Annotated in this window: 11 protein-coding genes and 3 tRNA genes; 7 read left to right on the top strand and 7 right to left on the bottom strand. The window is 54.1% G+C overall.

Annotated features, from left to right (window positions below):
• On the bottom strand, positions 1-238 hold a 238-nt coding region (locus tag OFAG_RS14280), incomplete at its 3' end, for a hypothetical protein (protein ID WP_231371669.1).
• An 862-nt stretch (positions 239-1,100) separates the two neighbouring features.
• Here OFAG_RS14280 and OFAG_RS04865 point away from each other — a divergent pair.
• From OFAG_RS04865 to OFAG_RS04845, 5 genes are all read left to right on the top strand, one after another.
• Positions 1,101-2,888 carry a cation:proton antiporter gene (locus tag OFAG_RS04865; RefSeq protein WP_005877517.1) on the top strand — a complete coding sequence of 596 codons (1,788 nt, stop codon included), beginning with the start codon at positions 1,101-1,103 and terminating at the stop codon, positions 2,886-2,888.
• Positions 2,889-3,095: 207 nt separating this feature from the next.
• Complete coding sequence (gene rpiA, locus OFAG_RS04860) at positions 3,096-3,773, top strand: ribose-5-phosphate isomerase RpiA (protein ID WP_005877518.1); 678 nt, start codon at positions 3,096-3,098, stop codon at positions 3,771-3,773.
• 128 nt (positions 3,774-3,901) lie between these two features.
• A complete protein-coding gene (locus tag OFAG_RS04855) occupies positions 3,902-5,578 on the top strand; it encodes a transglycosylase SLT domain-containing protein (protein ID WP_005877519.1) in 1,677 nt (558 codons plus the stop codon).
• Between the two features lie 192 nt (positions 5,579-5,770).
• The gene (gene fabI / locus OFAG_RS04850) at positions 5,771-6,580 is read left to right on the top strand and encodes an enoyl-ACP reductase FabI (RefSeq protein ID WP_005877520.1); all 810 of its coding nucleotides are present in this window, start codon (positions 5,771-5,773) and stop codon (positions 6,578-6,580) included.
• A 290-nt stretch (positions 6,581-6,870) separates the two neighbouring features.
• Positions 6,871-8,256 carry a DEAD/DEAH box helicase gene (locus OFAG_RS04845; RefSeq protein WP_005877521.1) on the top strand — a complete coding sequence of 462 codons (1,386 nt, stop codon included), beginning with the start codon at positions 6,871-6,873 and terminating at the stop codon, positions 8,254-8,256.
• Positions 8,257-8,378: 122 nt separating this feature from the next.
• Here OFAG_RS04845 and OFAG_RS04840 read toward each other — a convergent pair whose 3' ends face one another.
• Positions 8,379-9,869 (bottom strand): beta-barrel assembly-enhancing protease, encoded by a 1,491-nt coding sequence (locus OFAG_RS04840; RefSeq protein WP_040720911.1) that lies wholly within the window; start codon positions 9,867-9,869, stop codon positions 8,379-8,381.
• A 99-nt stretch (positions 9,870-9,968) separates the two neighbouring features.
• Between OFAG_RS04840 and moaC the strand changes: the two genes are divergently transcribed.
• Complete coding sequence (gene moaC, locus OFAG_RS04835; protein ID WP_005877525.1) at positions 9,969-10,466, top strand: cyclic pyranopterin monophosphate synthase MoaC; 498 nt, start codon at positions 9,969-9,971, stop codon at positions 10,464-10,466.
• 154 nt (positions 10,467-10,620) lie between these two features.
• On the opposite strand, the gene OFAG_RS04830 is transcribed toward moaC, so the two are convergent.
• From OFAG_RS04830 to gltX, 5 genes are all read right to left on the bottom strand, one after another.
• Positions 10,621-11,871 carry a DUF2863 family protein gene (locus tag OFAG_RS04830; RefSeq protein ID WP_005877527.1) on the bottom strand — a complete coding sequence of 417 codons (1,251 nt, stop codon included), beginning with the start codon at positions 11,869-11,871 and terminating at the stop codon, positions 10,621-10,623.
• 134 nt (positions 11,872-12,005) lie between these two features.
• Positions 12,006-12,081, bottom strand: a tRNA-Glu gene (locus tag OFAG_RS04825).
• A gap of 28 nt (positions 12,082-12,109) precedes the next feature.
• Positions 12,110-12,185: transfer RNA gene (locus OFAG_RS04820), tRNA-Glu, on the bottom strand.
• An 18-nt stretch (positions 12,186-12,203) separates the two neighbouring features.
• Positions 12,204-12,279: transfer RNA gene (locus OFAG_RS04815), tRNA-Ala, on the bottom strand.
• Positions 12,280-12,431: 152 nt separating this feature from the next.
• Positions 12,432-13,820: a glutamate--tRNA ligase gene (gene gltX / locus OFAG_RS04810; RefSeq protein WP_005877529.1), complete on the bottom strand. Its 1,389-nt coding sequence runs from the start codon at positions 13,818-13,820 to the stop codon at positions 12,432-12,434.
• Here gltX and OFAG_RS13685 point away from each other — a divergent pair.
• Positions 13,819-14,094 (top strand): hypothetical protein, encoded by a 276-nt coding sequence (locus OFAG_RS13685; protein WP_147617709.1) that lies wholly within the window; start codon positions 13,819-13,821, stop codon positions 14,092-14,094. The genes gltX and OFAG_RS13685 overlap by 2 nt on opposite strands.
• The last annotated feature ends 61 nt before the right edge of the window (positions 14,095-14,155 follow it).

Below are 14,155 nucleotides of genomic sequence, written 5' to 3'. Positions count from 1 at the left end.
CGTAAAAACCGTAAACCCGTAAACCGGTCCGGTTCGGGCTTTTTTTAGGGATAAACCCAAAAAATAAACCCTGTCGTTTATCAAACGATAAATACAAAACCATTGGTGAACGGCCACCATAAAGCGCCATCACATGAACGCCCGGTGAAAATACCGGTTCAGCACCCTGCACAAGCGCAATCAGATTTCCCTTTTCATTCCGGACAACCCGATTGACTGACTCACGTGCACCTGCCACTCCCGTAAAAGCGTAACGTGCCGGGACGGGTCCCCTTTGCCTCTCCCTACGACTTCCGTTCGCACAATCAATGATTTCATCCAGGCTGCGACAGTTGTTTCAAAAGACGCCCTGAAAGAAGGCACATCGCTACCGGGCGCTTCGAGTAAAACGCCGGCTTTTTTTGCCTCGTCTTTAAAAACCGCCATACGATTTAGCGCTTCCGGCAACGAAAGCCGCCATAACGTACAACAGGCTGGACCCCTGCCTGTTTGCTTTCCATTCATCAGGTCCGGCCGGGGTTACCCGCATGGATCCGGATTCAGCATCACCCTTTTTTCAGAAACGCCTGCATCCGGAGCAGAAACATTCAAGGGAAGAAAACTCCGGCATCCCGCCGGCAAACCATACGCCCACACTCCAGACCATCACAGCCTCATCATATTCCCCGCCGGCATTTTTCCGACCGGACAATTCCCTCACGGCAAGGAACGTTTGGCGGCACCAAAAACAGGCTGCTTACAAACGTTCCTGTCGTATTCCACCCGAACTTGCAAACAGGCAACACCAATTGGGCCTCCCCCTAAATTCATCAATATCTTCCGTCGTTTTATCCCTTATGCTTCAGTCAGACCGTACCGGTGGAAAAACGGCGTTGCCCCGGACGTAAAGAACGAGTGCACAAAATCTGCCGGCATGGCCCCAAGATTTTTTCCCATGCGAGCCCTTTATTTCCGGCAAATCGCTACCAGATAATGCCTGTCATTCACAGCTTTACTGATTTCATTATAAAAACCCCGGGTTTTAGACATAAAAAATATAATCACCGGTAAAAAGACCTGTTATAACCTTTATTTTTCACTTACCCACATTAAGCGAGACCATGCACGACAGCGTTATCACCTTTATTCAGGACCTTGCCGTCATCATGATTGTGGCAGCCTTTGTCACGGTTATTTTCCACCGGCTGAAACAGCCGGTCGTGCTCGGTTACATCGTCGCTGGCGTACTGATCGGCCCGCATACCCCTCCCTTCGAACTCATCAGGGATGAACACACCATCAGGATTCTGGCGGAACTGGGCGTCATCTTTCTCATGTTCTCGCTGGGCCTCGAATTCTCGTTCCGGAAACTGCTCCGGGTAGGGGCTACCGCCCTCATTGCCGCCGTTCTCGAAATCATCGTCATGATCTGGATAGGTTACCAGATCGGGCTCTGGCTCGGCTGGAACAACAATCTGGACGCGCTCTTTCTGGGCGCCATACTGGCCATTTCCTCGACCACCATTATCGTCAAGGCCCTAAACGACCTGAAAATGAAACACGAACGGTTCGCCCACCTGATTTTCGGCGTACTGATCGTCGAAGATATTCTGGGCATCGGACTTATCGCTCTCCTGTCCGGCGTCGCCATATCAGGCAGCGTCAGCGGAAGCGACGTCTTTCTGACCATCTCCAAACTGTCCCTGTTCATGATCGTCGCCATGCTCGTCGGCATCCTGCTGGTGCCGCGCCTTCTGGCGTACATCGGCAAATTCAGAAGCAACGAAATGCTTCTGATTACCGTTTTGGGCCTGTGTTTCGGATTTTGCCTGCTTGTTGTCAAACTCGAATACAGCATGGTGCTGGGCGCGTTCATCATCGGCGCCATCATTGCGGAAGCCAGGGAACTGCACTGGATCGAAAGACTGATCGAACCCGTACGCGACATGTTTTCCGCCATATTTTTCGTGGCGGTCGGCCTGCTTCTCGATCCGCGCGTCATGATCGAATACGCCACGCCGATCCTGGTCATTGCCGGAGCCGTCATTATCGGCAAGGTTTTCAGCTGCACCATCGGCGCCATGATCGCGGGCAACGACGGCCGCACCTCGCTCAGGATGGGCATGGGCATGTCCCAGATCGGTGAATTCTCCTTTATCATCGCGTCCCTTGGCATGGCTTACAAAGTCACCAGCGATTTCCTTTATCCCATCGTCGTTGCCGTCTCGGCCATCACCACACTGACGACCCCCTATCTTATCCGGGCCGCCGATCCGCTCGCCAAATCAATCGCAAGAATAACCCCCCGTCCGCTTGCCCGTATCGTCGATCTGTACGGAGAATGGCTGAACAATCTGCATCCGCAAGGAACAAACGCCGTCATCTGGAACATGATCAAGCGCATTCTTGTCCAGATCGGCATCAACATGGCTGTCGTGATTGCCATTTTTCTTGGCAGCGCCTATCTGGCCCTCAATCTCGGCAACGAATTCCTCGCAGACTGGATAGACGACATTGACTGGAGAAAATCCCTGATCTGGGGAACCACGCTCATCCTGTCGCTCCCGTTTTTGATCGCCGCTTTCCGAAAATTCAAGGCCCTCTCCATGATGCTGGCCGAAATGAGCGTCCGCGAAAGCGTGACAGGCCGCCACACCCAGCAAGTCCGGCGCATCATCAGCGAAATCCTGCCACTCCTGTTCCTGACAGGCACCATGCTGTTTCTGTCTGCCTTAAGCGCCAGCATCCTTCCCAAACGGGAATCGCTGATACTCGTTATCGTCTCCATTATCGCCATTGTTTTCGTCCTGCGCAGGTGGTTTGTGCGAATCCATTCGCGACTGCAAATCGCCCTTTACGAAACCCTGGATCACGAAGACCCGAACGAAAAACAGGAAACCGGCCACTGAACCGGCCAAACCGGACGCTTTTCGCCCGTCAGGGCAAAAGCCGCACAAGTCCTTGAGCTGACACAAGAATACTCTGCATTTGTCCGGATAAAAATTGACTTGTCCGTCTCAAACAGGCTAAACTGGCATGATCACGCGTTAAAACCGGTTAAAAGCTGGCATTTTGCCATCTTGCAGAAACATCCGGTATAACCCTACCCGACAATCATGGCCCAAGACGATCTGAAACTTTCTGTTGCCCGTGCTGCTGTAAAATATGTTCCCGAAGGAAAAATCATTGGCGTTGGAACCGGTTCCACCGCCAATTTTTTTATTGATGAGCTTGCCAAAATCAAGGACCGGATTACCGGAGCGGTAGCCTCGTCGAAAGCGACCGCCGAACGGCTTGCCGCACATGGCATCCGGGTCTTCAACCTGACCGAAGTCGAGGAAATACCCGTCTATATCGACGGAGCCGACGAAATCACCCGTTCCGGCGCGATGATCAAGGGAGGGGGCGGAGCCCTGACACGGGAAAAAATCATTGCCTCGGCCGCTGCCCGATTCATCTGCATCGCAGACGAATCCAAGCTGGTCGCGACACTCGGCAAATTTCCATTGCCCGTTGAAGTCATACCGATGGCTTACAAGCTCGTCGCCGGAAAACTGGATGCACTGGGCGGCCGCGCCGAACTCCGGATACGGGACGGGAAACCGTTTGTCACCGACAACGGCAACCTCATTCTCGACGTCTTTGGACTGCAAATCGGCCATCCACTTCGGCTGGAAGAAAAAATCAACAATTTCACCGGTGTCGTCACCGTCGGCCTGTTTGCGCAAAGGGGCGCCGACCTTTGCCTTCTGGGCAGTCCCGACGGTGTCGGAACACTGGAATTTGGCAACTGAATACTAGGCGACAAGTCGTTAACATAGCTGTTGGGCAGAGCGGGAAATGTAACTTTCCTTGACGGAAGAAAAGGTCTTTCCTAAACTGGCCGGTGCTGTATTTCAGCAACATCCTTTACCTGAAAAATATGACGTACACATATCGCATCAAGCTTCTCGTTCTGGCGCTGGCCGGATGTTTTACCGTCACCGCCCCGGCACTGGTCCAGGCCCGTGACATCACCCTCCCGAAATACAGCAAAGACGCACAGCTCGCCGCCTTTCACTCCGCCACCGATCTCAACGTTACCGGCAATGCCCGCTTCGATGAAGAAGATCCGCTGACGGAAATTCTCTCGATCAACGAAGTGGACGTCTGGGGAAGAATCCGTTCCGGTTTCGGCATTCCGGATCTGGATAACCGGCTGGTTGAAAACCACATGAACTGGTATTCAAAACGTCCCGAATATTTCCAGCGAACCACACAGCGCGGCTCGAAATACCTCTTCCACATCGTGCAGGAACTGGAAAAGCGGAACATGCCGACCGAACTGGCCCTGCTCCCCTTTATCGAATCCGCCTACAATCCCCATGCCCGCTCGATCGCCAAGGCAGAAGGCCTCTGGCAGTTCATCCCGAGTACAGGACGCCATTACGATCTCGGGCAAAACGCGTTCCGTGACGAAAGGCGGGACATCCTTTCCTCCACGGAAGCGGCATTGACATATCTGCAAAAACTGCATGACATGTTCGGCGACTGGCAACTGGCGCTGGCCTCCTACAACTGGGGAGAAGGGTCGGTCATGCGAGCCATCAAAAAGGCGGAACGGGCAGGAAAACCGGTTACCTTCAACAGCATTTCCGCCTACATGCCGGCCGAAACGCGCAATTACGTTCCCAAACTCCAGGCGGTCAAAAACCTGATCGCCAACCCGCGCCGGTACGGCATCGACCTCCCATCCGTTGAAAACCAGCCCTACTTCGTCACCATCGGCAAAACGCGCGATATCGACGTCAAGGTCGCCGCAAAACTGGCGGAAATGTCGCTGGACGAATTCCGTGCCCTAAACCCCCAGTTCGGGCCTTACGTGATCGCCGGCGGCAACGAAGTCAAAATCCTGCTGCCCGGGGAAAACGCCGAAAAATTCCGGCGAAACCTTTCCCGCTGGACGCAGCCGCTTTCTTCCTGGACAGCCTATCAGGTAACGGGTTCCCGTGAAAAAGTCGAAGACATCGCCGCCCGCTTCAACACCTCGCCTGACCTCATCCGTCAAGCCAACAACATCCCGTCAAGAGCCGTACTCAAGTTCGGTTCCGCCATTCTCGTCCCCAAAACGGCCGCCAACGATAGGGATATCGCCCCGGAACTGGTTGAAAACGCCCGGCTGGTCTGGGAAAGGGATCTGCCTTCTACCCGTCTGGTCAGGGTACCGGTCAAAAAACCGGTCAAACTCGCTTCCATTGCCAAACGCTACCGCGTCAGCGTGGCCGAGTTAAAATCCTGGAACAAAATCAGCGGCGACACTGCCGGCAAAGGAACCATTCTCAAGGTGCACGTGCCATACCGCTCCGCTTCATCGCGTACTGCGGGAAAAACCGTTCGCGTTCGCGCTGCCACACTCAAATCCGCCCGGAATTCGAGAGCGTCACGCGTGAAAGTCGTTCTGAACGCCGGAAAGACCTCTGCGGCACAGAAAAACCTGGTCAAATCGAAAAACGTCCGGACAGCCAAAACGCCCCAATCGAAACAGGCGGTCAAAAGCCGCGTTTCCGCAAAGCAGGCCTCCGCAAAAAAATCGACAGCAAAAAAACCGAAAAAAACCTAAACACCACATTTCCTGTTTAAAATAAGCTGAATCGGGTGTAACAGTTGCCGCAATCCGTCTGACGAACTACAATCTTGCCAGACAGATTTTGCCATAAAACAAATTGAACATTGCTTTTGACGGTTTTTACATACAGAATATGCCGTCCCCAGATGGTTATCTATTTCCTAAAGTTTAGTTTTGGAGTCATGCATGGCTTTCTTGCAAGGTAAAAAAATACTTATCACCGGTTTGTTATCGAACCGTTCCATTGCGCTGGGTATAGCCGAAGCGTGCAGGCGCGAAGGAGCCGAACTGGCCTTTACCTACGTCGGAGACCGTTTCAAGGATCGCATTACCGCATTTGCAAACGAGCTGGGCAGCGATATGGTTTACGAATGCGACGTGGCAAAGGACGAACACATCGAACACGTCTTTTCCGAAATCGAAAAAAACTGGGGACGCCTTGACGGTCTCGTTCACTCGATCGGTTTCGCTCCCCGTGAAGCGATCGCGGGCGATTTCTTCGACGGACTGACCCGCGAAAATTTCAAGGTAGCCCACGACATATCGGCCTACAGCTACCCGGCCATGGTCAAGGCCGCACGCCATCTGATGGGCCCGGGTTCCGCGGCACTGGCCCTGACCTATCTCGGTTCCAGCCGGGCCATCCCTTACTACAACACGATGGGGCTGGCCAAGGCGTCGCTTGAAGCCAGTGTCCGCTACATGGCCGAATCACTGGGCAAAAAAGGTGTACGTGTCAATGCCATTTCCGCCGGCCCGGTCAAGACCATTGCCGCCAGCGGAATCCGCGACTTCAATATCCTTCTGAATTTCGTCGCCAAAAACGCGCCCTTGCGCCGGAACGTGACCATTGAAGAAATCGGCAATGCCGCCGCCTTCCTGTTGTCTGATCTGGCCTCCGGCATCACCGGCGAAATTACTTATGTCGATGGCGGTTTCTCCCACGTCATGGGATTGAATACCGACGGCGTTATCGCCCACAAAGACAGTATCTGACAAATTCTCTGTCTCCCTCATTCGACATTTAAGCGAAACAGACAAAAAAACTGTTATAATATTGGATTCGGGCGGGATTATTCTTCCTGCCCGAATATGTGATGGCATTGCCAGCCTGATGCATGATCTCATGCATTCCATAAAGCCCTTCCGCCTTTTGTGTTTCCACACTGTTCCGGCGCAAAGCTTTTTGTGCCGAAATTTATTCCGATACTATTTCGCCGTCTGGTGTTGGCTTTGCCGTTTTTCCGTTTTCCCAAAAGGAAAACCGCTTTTTATCAGAGAAAAAAATGACATTTGAAACACTGGGATTGCATCCGTCAATCCTGAAAGCCCTTGCCGGCATCCATTACGATATCCCGACGCCAGTCCAGACAAAAGCCATTCCGCTGGCTATTGAAGGAAAAGACCTGCTGGTCTCTTCCCAGACCGGATCGGGAAAAACAGCCGCCTTCATGCTGCCGGCCCTGCATCGCTTCGCTACGCAAAAAATTTCCGAAACCTCGCAAAAAACGCCGAATCAGCAACGCCAGTCCGCCAAAGCAAAAGGCGAACGCGCCCGTTTCAAGGCTGCCCAGCCCAAAATGCTGGTGTTGACGCCGACCCGCGAACTCGCCCTGCAAATCGTGTCCTCCACCGAACAGTACAGCGCCTGCCTGAAACATTTCCGTACCGTCGCCATTTTAGGCGGCATGCCTTATCCGAAACAGATGCAGCTTCTGGCCCGCAATCCGGAAATCCTGGTGGCGACACCCGGCCGTCTGATTGACCACATGCAATCGGGGAAAATCCGTTTCGATCAGCTTGAAATACTCGTACTCGACGAAGCCGACAGGATGCTGGACATGGGATTTATCGACGATATCGAAACGGTCATTGCCGCAACCCCGGCAACCCGCCAGACCATGCTTTTCTCGGCCACGCTGGACGGCATTGTCGGCAAGATGGCAAGAAGCGTCACGCACGATGCCGAATCCATACACATCACCTCGTCTGCCTCACGTCATGAAAACATCGAACAGATGATCCATTACGTAGACGATCTGCCCCACAAAAACCGTCTGCTCGCCCACTGGCTGCAAGACCGTTCGCTGGGACAGGCCCTGGTTTTCACCGCGACCAAGCGGGACGCCGATCTGGTGGCTGACCGCCTTGCCATCGCCGGTTTTTCGACGGCGGCACTGCACGGCGACATGCCGCAAAACGCCCGCAACCGGACACTGGCGAAACTGCGCGACGGCAAAGTCAAGATTCTGGTCGCAACCGATGTAGCCGCACGCGGCATCGACATCCCCAGCATCACGCACGTTTTCAACTATGATCTGCCGAAATTTCCGGAAGACTACGTTCACCGCATCGGCCGTACCGGCCGCGCCGGGCGTCACGGTCTGGCCATTTCGCTGGTCAGCCACAGCGACAGCGCCAGCATGAAGCGCATTGAACGGTTTACCAAACAAACCATTCCGGTCAACGTGATCGAAGGATTCGAACCGAAAATGACGTTCAGGCCGACAGCGCCTTCCAAACGCGGCAAACCCGGCTGGAAGCCCGGCTCCAGGAAACAGGCTGCCAGCAAAACCGGCCAGCGCCATTTCAGCAAACCGGCCAACGCAACCCGAAACACCGAAGCCAGACCCCGGCGGCACAGAAAATCCGAACACCGGCAAGCGGCCTGAAAATCCGGGAAACCGGTTCGCCAACACGAAATGGCGATCTGGCGCCCTTTCACCAAAAAGCCCGTCAAGGCACTGACGGGCTTTTTCAATGGAATCAGAAAAGGCAGAAAACGCCTGCCCGCTCACGAACGTTCTTTCAGGTTTTCCTTGACGATCGCTTTCCATTCCCTTTCACGGGCGTCAATGACCGATTGATCGTAAAAAGTCACATCCCCGGCCTTTCGGGCCAGATTCAGCTGTTCCAAAGCGGCTGTATAAGCGCCTGACAGGGCATACGATTCCGCCAGTGCCATATGCATCAGCGCCTTTTTTCCCTGCGCGTCGTACACTTTGGCAAGCTGCCTCTGCAAGGTAGCGTCGTCCCGATACATCTGCACCTGTTTTCGCAAATACTTTGCCGCCTCATCGTAACGTTTCGCGGCATACAGCGCATTCGCGTATTGATGCGCCAGTGCCCTGGAAGACGGAAAACGGACAGTCGCCGCACGCGCTTCCCGCACCGCATCGGCCGTTTGGCCGGAAGCCAGCAGGATTTCAACCGTCAAGCTGTCCAATGCCAGGCTCTGTCTGGCTGCCGCTTCCCCAACCGTTTTCTTCACCTGCTGCAGATACGTTCGCGCTTTGGCGGGTTCTTTTCGTTGCAGTGCAATCAATGCCAGCCCGTAATTGCCCGCCGCCATGTACAGCCGGCTTCCGCTTTTGATCTGTTCCTCAAACATGGCAGCGGCCTTTTGCAATGCGGGAGCGCTATCGTCCTGGACAAGCCGTGCTTTCGCCCGCATCAGATAAAAATCCAGATCGTCGGCGTGCTGCCGGTAAGGCTCGCGACGGACACGCGCCTCGATATCGGCAATACGCTCGGAGGTCAGCGGGTGTGTCCGCAAATAAGGCGACGGCGCGTCGCTGTAAGTGCGTGTGGCTGTCTGCATACGCTGGAAAAACGAAGTCATGCCGGTCGTATCGAAACCCGCACCCTTCAATATGCTGAAACCGACCCGATCCGCTTCTTTTTCCGCGTCCCGCGTAAAATTGATCTGTTTCTGGATCGCGTAACCCTGCCCGCCCATCATGACGGCGCCGGCAGCATCGCCTCCGGCCTGTGCGGCGAGAATCGCCAGCACCGTTGCCGCGATCGGAATCAGGATATCCTGTCTTTGCTGGCTCAGCATCCGGGCGATATGCCGCTGCGAAACGTGGCCGATTTCATGTGACAAGACCGAAGCGAGTTCCGATTCACTTTGTGTGGCCAGCAACAACCCGGTATGCACCCCGATAAACCCGCCCGGCAAGGCAAACGCGTTCAGCGTGGCGTCCCGGATAGCGAAAAACGAGAAATCGTTTGCCAGTTCACCGCGAATTTGCGGATCGGCGGAAACCAGCCTGTTGCCCAGATTCGTCAGGTATTCCGTCAAAACGGGATCATTGACATACGCCGGATCGCTCCTGACCTGCACCATGATTTCCTTGCCCAGCTGGTACTCCGCCACGGGAGTCAGCTCGCCCCGCGCCGTATCGCCCAGACTGGGAATATCCGACTGCGCTGTTGCAAGCGGCGTCTGGAGGCAAAAAACAGCAATGAGAGGAATAACAAGCCGTCGAAAAGATCGAACCATACGATTGTCTGACGATAAAATTGAAAATTCGTGCATGGTGATATCATACCGGTACTTCATGCGCATTTCATACTGCCCTGATTCGGGGCCTTACTCTTTATGCCACAAAAAGAACCTGTTGAAAACGATAAAAATCAGTTGACCCACTTTGACGGATCGGGCAAGGCCCACATGGTCGATGTCGGGGAAAAAAAAGAAACGCACCGCATTGCGCTTGCCTGCGGCGCCATCAGGATGAAACCGGAAACGCTTGCCATCATTCGCGAAAACAGCGCCGGCAAGGGCGATGTGCTGGGCATTGCGCGAGTCGCCGCCATCATGGGCGCCAAACGGACAGCTGATCTGATCCCCCTTTGCCATCCGGTCGCGCTGACCCGCGTTACAGTCGATTTCACGGCCGAAAAAGACGGCATCCGGTGCCATGCCCGGACAGAAGCCTTTGGCAAAACCGGCGTTGAAATGGAAGCGCTGACCGCCGTCCAGACAGGTCTGCTGACCATCTATGACATGCTGAAAGCCATTGACCGGGGGATGACCATTACCGATGTTCGCCTTCTTGAAAAAAAGGGAGGAAAATCCGGAGAATGGAAAGCCTGAAAAACGGCTGCATCAAAAAGCCGGCCTTGCCGAACGGGACACCCCACGCTCCTCCAAAAAACCGGAACCCGATCTGCCAGAACCGGCAGGCCAATGGTATTCCCGAATGATTCCGCAAACAGCGCACGCCTTTTAGCCTCATGAGAAACACCCGTCAGTGCAGGCGCGTTTCTTTCTTCGCGTCTTCAGGCATTTCCGCATGAACCAGTTCACCGTTTGTATCGGCAAAAAGCGGGGCGCCACAATCCTCGCAAAATTCCATGGCAAACCGTTCGACAGCCGTCTTTTCATAAGAGACGCCCAGCTCGCGAAGCAACTGGAAAATATCGAGCAACTGTTTTCCTCCCTTGCGCGACGAGGCCGATGAATGGCCTTCCAGCCGCGACGGAAGGTTCATGCCGTTTACCTCCTCCGTTCCGTAAACCGGCCAGACAATACCATAAACGATTTTTTCATTGTCCTTCCGGTAAAAGCCGATACGGTATTCCTCGACCTGAACGCCATCCAGATCTTTGCCGAAACCGCCTACCACGGCACACAAATTCTCCGGCTGCGTATCCAGCGCATGAACCAGGTAATGCACAGCCGCCCGGATCGTCGAGGGCCGGATAGCCTGATCAGCCTTGCGACACGTATTGAAAAAACCGCCTGGCAACAGCAGTTCCACATTGCATCCCGGCAATACCTCGGCCATGATGGGCGTCATTTCCTGCTGCCAGAGTTTGAGACACTCTTCCTTGACAGTCTCGAACCCGGCCGGATCGGGTATGGCCTGCCAGCGAAAAAGCGGTTCTCCTTCAACAGCCATGACAGAAGCAAGCAAATAACGGCCATCGGCAAGGAATGGAACCGTTTCCTGCCGGGACGCCAGTTCAAAACGGGATCCCTGGACAATCGACTGGATCAGCCCCTGTGTCACCGCAATGACATCGACATGCGAATAAGGCAACTGATCGACTGCATACAAACCGGGCGCCAGGGCAAACCGGACACCGTCCGCCAGAATCAACCGTGCAAAACGGTCAGCCACCGACTCGACCAGCTCAGGCGCCAATGTACCTGACGCAATCGAAAAACGGGTCCATGCCAAAACAGGAATGGCAACCAGCAAGGCATGATATCTTTTCCCGTTTCTTTCGATCACGGCCGATTCACTCAGCGCTTCCGCTACCTCAAGAAGGCAGTTATAGGCTTCCATATCCGTTGTAAACAGATATTCAATCGCATCGTTCAAGACGGACTGTTTTTTGGCCTGCAACAGCCGGAAAACCAGCGCATCCAGTTTCTTGCGGCAAAATTCGCTCTCCAGAAAACTGGAAGCGTAAAACATTTCCAAAGCAAGCGAAACAAGACGCTGGCTGTCGGCAGTGAGTCTGGATGATCCCGTTTTGGATAAACGTCGCATGGTCAGTTAAAAGAAACGACAAAACACATTATTGTAGTGGATTTTCGGCATTACGGCATCATGCCCAACCTGCGCAATGAACTTGACGGGACAAAAAAGGAAAGACGGTACAGAAAACAACCGAAAAAGACAGATGGCATCTCCAAGGGGATTCGAACCCCTGTTCCCACCGTGAAAGGGTGGTGTCCTAGGCCTCTAGACGATGGAGACACAAACAGATCGAACAGGTATAACAAAGTGGCATCTCCAAGGGGATTCGAACCCCTGTTCCCACCGTGAAAGGGTGGTGTCCTAGGCCTCTAGACGATGGAGACACATCCGTTAATGCTTTCTGGTGGAGGTAAGCGGGATCGAACCGCTGACCTCTTGCATGCCATGCAAGCGCTCTCCCAGCTGAGCTATACCCCCGAATGCAGAAAAAGGATTATAGCAAAATTTTTCCCGGTTTGACAATTTTAATGGACAATATTGCAGATATCAGACAACCGCAACAGCGACAGGCGAACAAAAACGGAACCGGCGGACCGGTTCTTTTTATCTGCCGGCACGCCCTCTTCCTTTTACAGGCCTTTCAGGCGGGACAATACCGTTTCCCTCCCGAAAAGGCAGACAACCGCATCAATTGATGGCGTATGCAACTGTCCCGTCAACAGAAGACGCAAGGGCATGGCAACCTGGGGCATCTTCATCCGGTTTTCTTTCAGCAGCGCCTTCATCATCGCAGACAGCGCTTCGCGTTGCCATTCAATCGTTTCAACATTGGCCGCATACGCTTTCAGAGCGGTGCGGGCGGCCTCCGTCAAATGCTGTTTCAGCAATTCCGGGTCAGGATCGGGTTCCCGGTAAAACATCAGCGAGGCATTGGCCAGCTCGTTTAGCGTATTGACCCGATCCTTCATCAGGGCGATCACATCCTCCAGCGCCGGACCGCTCTCCAGTTTCACGCCCATCTTTTCAAGTTGCGGACGCACCAGAGCGGCAAGCCGCGCATTATCCGCCTCACGAATATAATGATTGTTCAGCCAGTTCAGTTTCTCCGTATTAAACTGTGCGGCGGATGAGGACAGATGGTCGAAATCGAACCATTCACAGAACTGCTTCATCGAAAAAATTTCATCGTCCCCGTGGCTCCAGCCCAGACGCGCCAGATAATTCAGCATCGCTTCCGGCAAATAGCCGGCGGCCGGATATTCCATGACCGAAACCGCGCCGTGCCGCTTGGAGAGTTTTTCCCCGTCATCCCCCAGAATCATCGGCAAATGGGCATATTCCGGCACCGGCGCCTTCAACGCTTTCAGGATATTGATCTGGCGCGGCGTATTGTTGACATGGTCGTCCCCACGAATGACATGCGTGATTCCCATGTCCCAATCGTCCACGACCACACAGAAATTGTAAGTCGGCGTGCCATCGGAACGGGCAATGATCAGGTCATCCAGCTGGCTGTTGGAAATCGTGATCTCGCCCTTGACCCGGTCGTTCCAGGTCACGTCGCCTTCTGCGGGATTTCTGAAACGGACAACGGGATTCACCCCTTCAGGCGCCGGAGGCAAGGTTTTTCCCGGTTCCGGACGCCAGGTTCCGTCATAACGGGGGCTTTCGCCTGCCGCCTTCTGGCGCTCGCGCATGGCGTTCAGTTCTTCCGGAGTACAGTAACAGTAATAAGCCGTCCCTTCCTGAAGCATCTGTCCGATCACTTCGCGGTAGCGATCCATCCTTTTCATCTGGTAAAAAGGGCCTTCGTCATGCTCCAGACCCAGCCACTTCATGCCGTCCAGTATGGCCTGTACCGCCTCAGGCGTGGAACGCTCCAGATCGGTATCTTCAATGCGCAAAATAAACTGGCCGCCATGATGGCGGGCATAAGCCCATGAATACAAGGCCGTACGGGCGCCGCCCAGATGCAGGAAACCGGTCGGGCTCGGTGCAAAACGAGTTCTTACAGTCATGATGAAATCGGAAAGAATAAACGAAACGTCTATTTTACCGCGATGGCGGCGTTCCCAGCGCAATTGTGTCCGTTATTGTCCACGATTCGACAGGGTACTGCACTACGCGCAACACGGTTTTGAAGAAAGCGGAAAACGCCAGGCCGGTTTTTCCGGAATGGGCAATCGCGTCATGCCCGTGCAGGAAAACGGTCTTCGGGAGGGCAACCGGCAGACATCACGGACTGTTCCGACACCTTTTTCGGAAACATCAGGCACACCGTTTTCCTCCTGACCGAATGCAAGCGGGAAAAACCGCACGGTACGGGACACCGTGAAAAAATGTCCGCATGGCT

Source organism: Oxalobacter paraformigenes (assembly GCF_000158475.2).
Taxonomy (GTDB): domain Bacteria; phylum Pseudomonadota; class Gammaproteobacteria; order Burkholderiales; family Burkholderiaceae_D; genus Oxalobacter; species Oxalobacter paraformigenes.
The sequence above is the reverse complement of the archived record's forward strand: the minus strand, read 5'-3'. Positions and strand labels throughout refer to the sequence as shown.

Excerpts from the sequence above, each read along its gene's own strand:
- OFAG_RS04865 (WP_005877517.1), top strand. The coding sequence starts at position 1,101 with ATGCACGACAGCGTTATCACCTTTATTCAGGACCTTGCCGTCATCATG.
- rpiA (WP_005877518.1), top strand. The coding sequence starts at position 3,096 with ATGGCCCAAGACGATCTGAAACTTTCTGTTGCCCGTGCTGCTGTAAAA.
- OFAG_RS04855 (WP_005877519.1), top strand. The coding sequence starts at position 3,902 with ATGACGTACACATATCGCATCAAGCTTCTCGTTCTGGCGCTGGCCGGA.
- fabI (WP_005877520.1), top strand. The coding sequence starts at position 5,771 with ATGGCTTTCTTGCAAGGTAAAAAAATACTTATCACCGGTTTGTTATCG.
- OFAG_RS04845 (WP_005877521.1), top strand. The coding sequence starts at position 6,871 with ATGACATTTGAAACACTGGGATTGCATCCGTCAATCCTGAAAGCCCTT.
- OFAG_RS04840 (WP_040720911.1), bottom strand. The coding sequence starts at position 9,869 with ATGGTTCGATCTTTTCGACGGCTTGTTATTCCTCTCATTGCTGTTTTT.
- moaC (WP_005877525.1), top strand. The coding sequence starts at position 9,969 with ATGCCACAAAAAGAACCTGTTGAAAACGATAAAAATCAGTTGACCCAC.
- OFAG_RS04830 (WP_005877527.1), bottom strand. The coding sequence starts at position 11,871 with ATGCGACGTTTATCCAAAACGGGATCATCCAGACTCACTGCCGACAGC.
- OFAG_RS13685 (WP_147617709.1), top strand. The coding sequence starts at position 13,819 with ATGATGAAATCGGAAAGAATAAACGAAACGTCTATTTTACCGCGATGG.
- gltX (WP_005877529.1), bottom strand. The coding sequence starts at position 13,820 with ATGACTGTAAGAACTCGTTTTGCACCGAGCCCGACCGGTTTCCTGCAT.